The organism is Longimonas haloalkaliphila, from assembly GCF_055379825.1.
In genome coordinates this window covers 26875-38387 of record NZ_AP043949.1, presented here as the reverse complement: position 1 = coordinate 38387, position 11513 = coordinate 26875, and the positions used below count along the sequence as shown (strand labels likewise).

The following is an 11513-nucleotide window of genomic DNA, read 5'->3' as shown; positions in this document are numbered from 1 at the left end:
AAGGCACCCCATTAACGCTCTAAAAGATATCCGAGAATCGGTAAGATTGAGTCAGGGTGATCTGCGCGATGAGAACCAAGAGAAAAAATGCCGCTGCTTGCGTTAACAGATCGTCTTTTTGCACCCCGGATGATAGGAAAACGGGTATCCAACAGACTTTGAAGATGCTCTCTTACCGAAGATGGCTTGTTCATATCTTCGTGTACCCCAATGTTTCCATACCGATAGTCGTTTTGAGCGCCTGACTGATATCCATGCTACCTTCTTTCGGAGTTTTCTCTAACATCTGTTCTTACTCCGACCATCTGTCCGTTCTGACGGCTCTTTTGGTGGGCAGTCTATGGGTCGGTGTCTTCTCTGGATGCCGCAGCGCGCCCGACCCAGACCCGTCGTTTGCTGAGCAATCGGCTCCGCCTCCACATGGCGATGTGCCCACGTTTCGCGGGAACGCCGCCCGCACCGGTTGGATGCCCGGACCTGGACCGTCGGGCCCTGATGTCTCCGAACAATGGGTCGTCGATACCGGAGCGCCGGTGCACGGGTCGCCTGCAGTGGTCGGCGGCACGCTGTACGTGGGCGCGCAGAACGGCACCCTCTACGCCGTGGATACGGACCAAGGCGCGGTGCAATGGGAAGCAGAAGTGAGCGATGAGGCTATTGCCGCTTCCGCAACAGTGGCCGACAGCGTGGTCTATGTGGGGGTGCAAGCATTAGACGTGGCAACAGGCGCCGTGCGCTGGAATGCGAGTGAACACGAGGAGGGTTGGAATGAAAACGCATCGGGGCTCTTTGCAGCACCTGCTGTTGATGAGGGACGCGTGTACACCACTACAGGCAGCCAACTTCTTGTTTTAACCGCAGATCGCGGATCCAACGTATGGGACGACTCGCCTTTGATTCCGACGTATCTGTACGCTCCCACGGTAGCTGAGGGCACCGTATTTAGCGGCCATCCCGTCACCACCTATCGAGGACCGATCACGCAGTCGAGCCGTCATCCACCTGGACCCGAGCGCATTGGCACCATCGCTGCCCGCCAGGCCCGCGACGGAAGCAAACGGTGGCGCTTCACCGACGCCGAACGGAGACCGCCGTTCTTCTTCCCCAACCCGATGGGCGAGAGCATTCGGGCCGATGCGGAAGACCTGGCGCCGGATCCCTCCGCTCGCCGCAACGGAGACACCGCACAGTCTACGCGTCCAATTACGCATGCATCTACACATGCTGCCTCCGCAATGACCACGTATGGGCCCTTGGGAAGCGCTACGGCGGCTGTATCCGATGGCATGCTCTACACGCAAACCGATGAAGGCGTCGTCTACGCGCTGGATGCAATCACGGGGGCGCCGGTATGGACGTTCGACACCACCCCCGATTTCAATTCGTGGAGCGACACCGAGCGCGACGTTGCACGCATCGCTGCATCCCCGGCTGTGGCCCACGAAACCGTGTATATCGGTACCGAAAAAGGGCAGGTCGTCGCGCTGGATGCACGCACAGGAGCCGTGCAGTGGAAGGCCGAACTCGGCGGGGCAATCCGCTCCTCGCCTGCTGTGGCGGATGAGACGCTGTATGTGGGCAGCACCGACGGGCATCTCTATGCGCTGGACACGGCCACGGGCTCCGTATCATGGCAGTTTGAAACCGGCGGCCCGGTCGTGTCCTCGCCCGCGGTGACCGGAGGCGTAGTGTACGTCGGCAGTCATGACGGACGCATCTACGCACTGGAGTAGCGTAACCGGCGTATCGGTCGGGTCTCCGCCTGCTCAACATCCAATCTCGCGCTGTTCTCCCTTTCAGCTTTGCACCCATGCCGTTCTCGCCAAACCGCACATTTTCTTTCTGGGCCTACTGGATTCTCACCGGACTCCTCGCGCTCTCGCAAGCCGCAGTCGGAACGCTCTACTTCGTCGCCGAAGCGCCTGCCGACACGTTTGCATCCCTGGGCTTTGGGGATGCGTTTCGGTGGCTCTTGGGCGCAGCAAAGCTCATCGGCGCCGGGCTGCTCGTGGCTCCTGTAGCTCGGTTTCTGAAAGAGTGGGCCTATGTCGGATTTGCGCTCACATTCAGCCTCGCCATGCTTGCCCATACCATGGCCAGCGACCCCACAGGGAGCCTTCTGGCCCCCGGTATCAGCCTGGGCGTGCTTATCCTGTCGTATGTACTATTCCGAATGCGTCGTGCCGACGCGCAGGGCGGCCGTTCCCCTGGCACCATGGCTCGACTTCTGTGGAGCGTAGCCGGAATGGTGGGGCTTGTGCTCGTTTGGGGCGCTGGACGCACGTTGTACATCATTTACGGGGGCGGAACCCCGCAGCTCGCGGCCTACGCCAGCGATGCAGTGTGGATTGGGGGAGCGGTCGCAGTCGTTGTCGTCGTTACCGTTGGACTGCCATCGCTGTATCATATGGTGCATCGCTCAGGGGATGCACGCTCGGCCCCGTCGCTGTTGCAGCGCAGCCTTTCCGGCTTGCTGGCCCTCATCATGGGAGCCCTGGGCACCGCGGCGCTCGCCATTGCACACGGGCATCCCCTCATTGAAACGGTTCAGGCGATGGGCGTGCCCCCGTACATGCTCATCGTCATTGGGGTAGCGAAGATGATAGCAGCGGTGGGCCTGGTGCTTCCGCTTCCCCGAGTCATGAAGGAGTGGGTCTACTTCGGGACGCTGGCCACCGCGGTCGCTGCTGTCTGGCTCAGCGCCTGGGCCCAGCAGCCCATTCAAGACATACTTGTGCCGCTTGGTGTGATTGGGCTGTGGAGCGGCGCGTACGGGATGCGCACATCTTAATGTTGCGATTGCGCAACACCACTGCCAGATGACGTTGCGTTTTCGCAACGCAAAAAGCCTGGCATCCAGCATGTATGTCCAGACAGGCTCTACATCCTGCTTTAGATGAAGTGGAATGGTGTTTGACAATGTGGTGTATAGAACGCAGTTCAGACAGAGCAAACATCGGCTATCAGCGCTGTAGCTCTTTGCAGGGGTCGCGAAGTGGTAGCCATTCTGGTGACAGGTCGCAGATCAGTCATACATACCCATCAACGCCTCTACAGTGCGCGCTAAATGTGCTTCTGTAAGAAGCCAGACAACCGTTCGCCTTCTCTAACACGCTGCTTTCATTCCCGCAATTTCTCGTCTCCGCAATATGACACTGCGCTACACTACTATGCTGCACTCTGATACGTCTCGCCTTGCTACCGCCGCCCGTGCGATATCCGTCATGCGGAAGACGCTGTTGGGCGGACTGTGGGCTACGTTGTTAGGGATGTCTCTCGTTACGGCAGTACAAGCACAAGATGCCCCCACGCTTATTGTCCGCGAAGACGGATTCATGCGCTCCCAGCAGGCGATTGCCATTGCGCATTCCAATGAAGATGCTACGACTCCGCCGAATGTTGAGACGTTCGATCCGGCCGGGCCCCTCTTTTTCCGATACGTGCCCAGCGGCGACTGGACGCTCGAAGATCGTGAGGATGAACTGAGCGCAATTCGAGTCAAACAAGGAGAGGCAACGGTATCTGCTGAATCCGTAGAGTTCATCGACGAAAACACGGCGGTTGCCACCTTCCCGCGCGCCGAATTGGCCCTGCACGAGCCGTTTGTGTTTACAAATAGCATCGAGTCGTCTGAGGAGCTCTACATCGACGAGCGTTACTATCCAATGTACGACAGCCTGCGCGCATCGCGTACCGACGCGCTGGACCCTGATGCGTCTCCCCTTGAGGCAATAGACACGCTCACGCCGTTTCTGGACGCCAGCGAGGCCACCGCCAGCATGGCGCTTTACGATAGCACGATGCAGACGCTCGACAGCCTGGTCACCGATGTTGTCGATACACGTACGGACTCACTTGAAACGCTGCGCGGGGCTATGAATCCCCCGAACGCAGAGGCCCTTGACCGCGCAGCCGCTTTCCGCATGCGTCTGGATACCACCACGGCGGTGCTCGACCCTTACCTGTCTGCGCATGAGCAGGCTGCAGAGGACGTCGACATGCTGTTGGAAAGCGCCACTTCGCTCGAAGAGGGCGGCTACGAATCGTTCCGGCGCTCGACCATGCAGATGCTTTCACGCAACAGCTACGACGACTACCAGATGCGGCAGACCCTGGCGCTGCTCAGTCGGCTGCTCGCCGATCCAGCAGCGCCCGCGTACGAGGGATTGCAGCCCGACTCACTTCACCTGAGCCGCACCCGTGCTCCAGCGCTTCAGCCGTATCGTGACGAGTTGGAGAGCTATGGCTGGATGGATGACTTCGAGAACATCCTTCGCGTTGTGAATACCAACCTGGCCGAGCAGAATGTCGTTTTCCAGGAGGAGGTGATGCGCAACCTGCGCCTGCAGCGGCCCGGTGCGCCCGAACCCTACTATGAGATTGCCCAAACCTTCAATGCAGCGGGCACAGACTCGCTCGACGCGGTCGACGAAGCCTTAGAAGGCGCCCTTGCTAAAGTCACCGACCCGTCGCTGCTTGACAACCTGCAACGATGGCGCATGCAACGGGATACCGACCGGCCCACCATAGATGAACGTGCTCAGGAGACGATTGCGGAAGGACGTGCCCAGTTTGAAGCAGGCGATCTGGACGCAGCCCGCCAAACCATGGTGCGCGCCAGTCGGCTTGCAGGGGAATCGCCCCTGGTTCCGTACTATCAGGGCCAGATTGCCCGGGCCCAAGAGGATATCGACTCGGCGCTGCTCTACTTTGAGCGTGCTCGCGAGCGGGACTCCTCATATGTGATGCCGATGCTGAAGGCCATCGAGGCACGTATTGAAGAAGATCAGTTTGACCGCGCTGTGCGCCAGGCCGACTCGGTGCTTACCACCCAGCCCTACTGGCTCGTATACTACCGTAAAGCCGAAGCCCTTCTCGGCGCCGAGCGATACGACGACGCCCAGTCCGTCATCCAAAGTCGCTGCGAACCCCTCAACGACGAAACCCCAGGCCTTTACCTCTTGCTGGGCGATGTGTTTATGGGCAAGGAGCAGTGGGACGGCGCCCGCTGGGCGTACGAGCAGGCCGGGAGCATCAACCCCGAAAACCCGGACTTTTCGGCGCGCATGGATTCGCTCCGTACTGAGCTCAACGAGCGCGGCATTGCTTTCGATGAGGTTGAGCCCGAGACCGAAGAGATCGAACTCTCCTCGCCCGATGATGCGAATCCGTGATTCTGGACCTGTGATGCGGCATCCACCGATGCGGGAAGTCAAGACGCGATCAGCCAATTTAGCATTAGTGGCCCCTGATCCTGGAAAATGTTGAAGCACTCCAGCGTCACGTTTTGCGCGTCACGTTTTGCAGTGAGACCGCGTAGTTGTTGAGGGTATCGTTTGGATGAACAGTGTTGCATAAACGCAACACCGCGCTCATATCACGTTGCGAATCAGCAACGCATCTATTCAGGAACGCACGCCATTGTACGCAAATCGGCCATTCCGCAACAGAGACCGGGATTTTGTGAAGCGGCATAAACATTGACGTTATCAAACCCAAAGCTCGTTCCTCCTCTCCAATCAGCCCTTGGTGCTTTATGTATGACCGCTTGCCATCTACGACTTATCTATCTGCAAACCGCCCGTGTCATAGGCGGCTTGTGAGTGCAGTTACGCTGCTCGCACTATGTTTCTCCCTGGCGGCCTGTGGGGGTTCCACCGATGCCAATGATGAAGACCCACCGGGCGATGACCCCGAGCCCGATCCCGTTGTGCCGGCCGCGCCCAGTGATCTGGAGGCCCGATCAGACGACGGACAGATCACCCTGGAGTGGAGCGAAACCGATGATGCTGAGCGCTATGCCGTCTACCGTTCAACGACCTCGGGAGAAGCAACATCCGGAGCCCCGCAAACCGATGGGCTTACCGAGACGAGCTTTACCGACACCAACGTCGAGAACGGCACGCTCTACTATTACCAGGTTACGGCTTCTGCGGATGAAGAAGGTGATCCTTCCGATGAAGTGGAGGCGACGCCCTTCTCCGAACCGCCCACCGACCGGCCATAGCGCAAGCCTGATAGAACAGCTCACGTGCTTTGTGCACGCTGCTCCTTGGCGCGTGCATCTCGGCATCCTCTTCGATCTATTTGAGTAGCATCCTACCCTTCTACTATGACTTACGATACACAAACCGATCATTGCTTTAAAGGGCGCTTTATGACTGGATTCTTACGCCTTGGCAGTGTGGCGGTGATTGGTTGTTTCGTCGCTGCCCTACTAATTATGACCGTCGGCACGGCAGATGCCCAGCAGCCCGATGACCGCGCTCCTACCTTTCTTGAGCACCTGCAAGACACCGAGCAGTGGAAAGAGATGGATCCTGAGGCGCGCATGCAGATGCGACAGTCTTTGCAACCGCATGGCACGCCCACGGCTCCACAAACCTCGGTGGCCGGGTTCGATGTGCGGGACGCTGAAGCTACGTTTGGTGCAGACCCGTGGCCTCGCAATGATCTGAACTTTGTTCCTGATAACGCGCCCATTCCAGCCGGCGATGTAAACGGCGACGGTGTGAACGACTACATCTACCGCTATACCAACGTCGCTGACGACCGCACCGGCGACCTCTCCGATCGCACCGATAAGACGCTGCTCGTGTTTGGCGGAGACGCCGACTTCTCCAACCGCTACTACGATGAACTCTACTATGGAAACCTGCAACCCGCAGGAAATCTCACGGGGGAGAGCGACAACGCCCATGCTGTTGAGCGTCTCGATAATGACGACCTGCGTATCTATGCAGGGTCCGATGCAGGCTACCTGGAGGTAGGGACAATCACTGCTGATCTCCCTACAGTATTTCAAAGCATACCTGTAGACCTGGATGGCAGTGGATACGACGACCTTGTATTCAGCGATGCCTTTGGAAGTCAGGTTTTAGTCGTGTTTGGTGGGGAGGAAGTTAGCGATCTTGAGGTGCGTGAATACAATCTCGATGTCCCAACATTATTTAGTCCGAATGCCACCTTCGCCGCTGGCGAACTGGGTGAACAGCCTTCCTTGGCCCGGCTTATTGGCGATACCGTTTTGGGTCAAGATGAAGAGCTGTTCATTACCCGGTACACCATAGATGAGAACCGGGAAATCACTGTTGAAGAAGAGTTCCCGGCACGCGCGCCGGATGGATTTCCACTGCAAGGACGCGCTGGTTTTTCGAGGCTTGCCATTGCCGATCTTGATGGCTCGGGCGAAACGGAATTAGTAGTTCAGCCTGATGGTCTACCCGACGAAAATACACTCGCGTATCCCGCAGAAAACGAAAGCTACGATACAACACCAGAAATCATTGCTGCCACCCAAGACGTTGCCCCCATTGGCGACTTAAACGACAACGGACGCACTGACTTCCTGCTGGTTGAGGATGAGGAACTGTTCGTCAGCTTCACGCCTGAAAACCCATCCGATGGACTTACGGCAGATGCGTCGGTGGCTACTGATATCAATGTTGGGTCCGGTGCGCTGACGCCGTTTGACACCGGTGTACTTCCACCGTTTGGTGCTGCTCCGTTCGGTGACGTGACGGGCAATGGCCAGACCAACGCGATTGTGCGCATAACGGAAGGAAACACCTTTGGGCCCCGTCTTATTCAGGCTACGGGCTCGGCCTCCATCGGGACGCAAGATTTTGAGTTTGATGCAGGTAGCTTTCGTGGCAGCAATGTCTGGCAGCCCGTTACGCTCGGCGACTGGAGCGGAGATGGTACCGACGACATCGCCTTTCTTACACAAAAAGCCGGACCGGGTGATCTTGAAGGCCAGGTTGATCTGTACCTGGACGAGAGCACCCCGGATGGAGCACCCGACCTGACGCTCACGCATCCCGAAAACGCACCCCCAAGTATGGCGGTAACGGGCGATTTCACCGGAAACGACCAGCTCAATCTGGCGGTGTCATGGCGCTCGGAAGACACCATCGTTTCCATCTACGAAGCAGGCGAGGGATCCGCTCCCATCCATACCATCGAATTGGGTGACCTTGCCGACGATATTGAGCCGCTGTTTAACTTTCCTGATTTTGCCATCGGAAACGTGGGTGATGTGAACAGCAGTGGCACCGATGACCTGCTTATTGGAGCCGCCGCCACCGATATGTCCAGCACTGCCTTCCTCTATCTTGGCGGTTCAGATATCTCAGGTACGCCCGATGTTGACGTCAATCTGGAGGGGCTACTATTCTTCCCGGGAAGCGCCATTCAGCCGCTGGGCGACATTAACCAGAATGGAGCCGATGACTTTGCCGTGGGTGTGTCCGGGTCTGCCTTCGGTGGGAGTCAGGACAGTGGCGTGTTTGTGTTCTTTGGCCAGGATGTAGATGGGAGCGTCCCCTCGTTTGATACCCCTGATGTGGACATCAAATTGCAAGCGGAGGAGAACGAATTACTGCAGCTTCTGGGCTTTGGAATGGCCGTGGGCGACTTTAACGGTGATGGTACCCCCGACCTGGCCGCTAAGCCTTTTCAATTTCGAGATGATAGGGGCATCGAGGGCGTTGAAGCCATTCGCATCTATAACGGCGGGCCTGGCTTCGACGGCACGCCCGACGAAAAGCTCTTCATCCCCGGCGATCCGATTGACTTTAGCGGCAATGGAAGTGGTGACCAGTACCTACAGCGGAGCACAGGCGAACTCACGACCCTTCCTGATATCACGGGCGATGGTAGTGATGACCTGCTGCTTGGCACCACCACAGCTTATACGACCAACGCTCTGATTTACGCCGGGAATGGGGGCGCGGCCCCTGAGCCATCGGTTCTACTTCGTGCTCCCAACCAGACCTGGGGACTGGGAACAGACAACAACAATATCAACAGCAACAACCGATCCTCCGCCGTGGGCGATTTCAACGGCGATGGAGCGCTGTCGATGGTCCTGCCCCAGGTCGGAGATCCTAACTTTCGGGGCTCTCCCGCCTATGCCTATCCGCTGACCGACCCGGCAGACACCGAGCCCGAGGAGCCTGTTGCAGAAGCCTCTGCCCCTGTGGAGGAGGATGGCCCTGCGCCCTTTGAGGAAAACGAAACCGGCGTGAGCATCAACTTCAGCGGCGTATCCGGAAGTGGTTCGGTTGAGGTCCGTCGGTTTGAGGGCCAACGTCCTGCCGGAGGAGGCACCATTGGCCGCAATAACATCTCGGAGTACCGCTTTGACATCAGCACCAGTGGTGATCTAACCTTTGGGGAAGACACGGCTGTGCAGTTCTCGGTAGATCAATTGGGAGGGGTTACCGATCCGTCGGATGTGACTGCTTTCAAGCGAGATATTCCCGGAGTCGGTGCCTTTACAGAGCTGGAGACAACGTTCGATGAGAGCGAAAATGTTCTTGTTGTTAGCGTCGGTAGCTTTAGCGAGTTTGCGTTTGGTAGCGATACCGAGCCGCTGTTCTCGTATCCCGAAAGCGTAGCCGCCGACATTACCCGCTCCTTCGGAAGTGCCGCCAATCCGGGCGACTACCGCCTGGTCGCGCTCCCTGGCACTGCAAATACATCGGTGAGCGATGCCATAGATGGAACGGCGGGCGCACAGTGGCAAGCCTACCGCGACGACGGATCTGACGAGGACTTCCTGATTCGCTTCGACGAGGAGCCCGGTGCATTCACCTTTGAAGCAGGAAGCGGCTTCTGGCTCACGTCCATCGACGACTGGACGGTTGATGCGTCGTACGATGCTCCCGCGCTGACAGATGGAGGCGCCACCACCGTGCCGCTCAACGACGGATGGACGATCGTGTCGAATCCGTTTGACCGGGATGTAGCGTGGCGCAGTGTACGTGAGGCGAACGACATCAGTCAGCCCCTATGGCGATTTGACGCTACCGATGGGTTCGTCACTGCTGACACGATGGCCTCCGCCCGCAGCGGCGAAGCCTACTACGTGCTAAATGATGCCGGGCAGAGCGATCTGGAGTTGCCCTATCCGGCCACCGGGGGTGCGGCAGACGATTTCCAACAGACTGTGAGCACCCCGCCCACCCTTGCGCTCTCAGCAACGCCGGTGCACCATGAGGCCCCGGCCTCTACCGTTCAGTTGGGCGTAAGCGATCGGGAGACCACCGCACAGATTGCACCACCCGGCATGCTCGAAGCCGTCAGCCTACGCATCCAACCGAAAGCGGAAAGCGCAGATGCTTCAGGGACGCGCACCAATGCGCTGTTGGAGGCGGTGCGCTCGCCAGACGGAGACGCTCCTGAAAGCGAAGGCGTAACCTTCGACCTGACGCTCACTCCACAGGTCGATGGTCCTGTCAAACTTACCGCAGGCGCCATCGACGCGCTGTCGGGATACGAGGTGGCCCTGTTGAATCCAGAAACGGGTACGACTCATTCCCTGGATACGCCCGTCACGGTTGAGCCGGAGGGCGAATCGATGTCGCTGCAAGTAGCGATCGGCTCAGCGGCGTACGTGGGTCAGGAGCGCGAGGAAATTGTGCCGCCGGAGATTCGTTTCACCACATACCCGAATCCGGTACGCGATCAGGCAACAGTCGAGTTCACACTGCCGGATGAGGCGGATGTACGCCTGGAGGTGTATGACATGCTGGGCCGCCGGGTGTCAACGCTGACTCAAGAGTCCAGACAAGCCGGTGTGCACGAAGTCGCTTTTGACGTAAGCAATTTGGCCAGTGGCACCTACTTCGGTCGCCTGCAGGTCGACGGCCAGACGCACACGCAGCGCATCACTGTAGTGCGGTAATGCCCTCGTGCTTCGTGACAGCAACGTATGCGCTTATAGTTTCCAGGCCAACAAGGAGGACGCCGTTCGAAGACGGCGTCCTCCTTAGTTATGTAACCCCAGGGCTAACGCGTGAGATTGTAGAGCAAAAGGAGTCACCAAAGCATAGTTTTTGACTCCTCATCACAAAGCCACCCTCTTCATAGGGTCATTCCTCGTCATAGCGCCGCTCGCCATTGGGCCCGACGTAGCGGTAGAGGGTGGCCTTTGAGATCTCAAACCGCTCACAGATGCGCCGCACGGGCACATCCGGATCACGCATCAGGGCTTGCAGTTCCGGGAGATCCTCTTCGGATAAGGCTCTTGGCCGCCCCCCAGTCCGCCCGCGGGCCCGAGCCGCGCGGAGCCCAGCCATGGTGCGCTCGCGGTTCAAGTCGCGCTCAAACTCCGCCAGCGCGCCGAAGATATGAAACTGCAGCCGCCCGGCGCTGGAGGTGGTGTCGAGGTTTTCTTTGAGGCTTTTGAACTGAACGCCTTTCTCCTTGAGGGCCTCGACCTTGGAGATGAGGTCTTTCAAAGAGCGCCCAAAGCGATCGAGGCGCCAGACGACCAGCACATCTCCTTCGCGAGCGTAGTCCATGGCTTCTTGCAAGCCCGGCCGCTCGGCGGTGGCGCCGCTGAGCCGGTCGGTGAAGACGCGCTCGCAGCCTTCCGATTTGAGGGCGTCGGTCTGCAAGTCGAGGTTTTGTTCACCGGTGGAGACGCGGGCGTAGCCAATGTGCATAAAAAGCTAATGCTATTTAGAAGTGACGGCTATTGGGAGCGAGAGCTCCTTGAAGTCGGA

The 11513-nt window shown here is 58.5% G+C and carries 6 protein-coding genes; 5 read left to right on the top strand and 1 reads right to left on the bottom strand.

The features are described 5' to 3' along the window. Nucleotides 1-329 precede the first annotated feature (329 nt). The 5 genes from ACZ48V_RS15025 (at nucleotide 330) to ACZ48V_RS15005 (ending at nucleotide 10690) form a co-directional block, all read left to right on the top strand. Nucleotides 330-1733 carry an outer membrane protein assembly factor BamB family protein gene (locus ACZ48V_RS15025; protein ID WP_464543252.1) on the top strand — a complete coding sequence of 468 codons (1404 nt, stop codon included), beginning with the start codon at nucleotides 330-332 and terminating at the stop codon, nucleotides 1731-1733. Between the two features lie 77 nt (nucleotides 1734-1810). Further along, a complete protein-coding gene (locus ACZ48V_RS15020) occupies nucleotides 1811-2791 on the top strand; it encodes a DoxX family protein (RefSeq protein ID WP_464543251.1) in 981 nt (326 codons plus the stop codon). 379 nt (nucleotides 2792-3170) lie between these two features. Continuing rightward, on the top strand, nucleotides 3171-5174 hold the full coding sequence (locus ACZ48V_RS15015; protein WP_464543249.1) for a tetratricopeptide repeat protein: 2004 nt from the start codon (nucleotides 3171-3173) through the stop codon (nucleotides 5172-5174). A 425-nt stretch (nucleotides 5175-5599) separates the two neighbouring features. Next, nucleotides 5600-6007, top strand: a complete 408-nt coding sequence (locus ACZ48V_RS15010; RefSeq protein ID WP_464543248.1) for a fibronectin type III domain-containing protein — start codon at nucleotides 5600-5602, stop codon at nucleotides 6005-6007. A 105-nt stretch (nucleotides 6008-6112) separates the two neighbouring features. Next, nucleotides 6113-10690: a T9SS type A sorting domain-containing protein gene (locus tag ACZ48V_RS15005; RefSeq protein ID WP_464543246.1), complete on the top strand. Its 4578-nt coding sequence runs from the start codon at nucleotides 6113-6115 to the stop codon at nucleotides 10688-10690. 187 nt (nucleotides 10691-10877) lie between these two features. Here the strand turns inward: ACZ48V_RS15005 and ACZ48V_RS15000 are convergent, their stop codons facing one another. Next, nucleotides 10878-11453: a recombinase family protein gene (locus ACZ48V_RS15000; RefSeq protein ID WP_464543244.1), complete on the bottom strand. Its 576-nt coding sequence runs from the start codon at nucleotides 11451-11453 to the stop codon at nucleotides 10878-10880. Nucleotides 11454-11513: the final 60 nt, after the last annotated feature.

What these genes read in the sequence shown, in the direction of transcription:
- ACZ48V_RS15020 (WP_464543251.1), top strand. Translation starts at nt 1,811, where the DNA reads ATGCCGTTCTCGCCAAACCGCACATTTTCTTTCTGGGCCTACTGGATT.
- ACZ48V_RS15005 (WP_464543246.1), top strand. Translation starts at nt 6,113, where the DNA reads ATGACTTACGATACACAAACCGATCATTGCTTTAAAGGGCGCTTTATG.
- ACZ48V_RS15000 (WP_464543244.1), bottom strand. Translation starts at nt 11,453, where the DNA reads ATGCACATTGGCTACGCCCGCGTCTCCACCGGTGAACAAAACCTCGAC.
- ACZ48V_RS15015 (WP_464543249.1), top strand. Translation starts at nt 3,171, where the DNA reads ATGCTGCACTCTGATACGTCTCGCCTTGCTACCGCCGCCCGTGCGATA.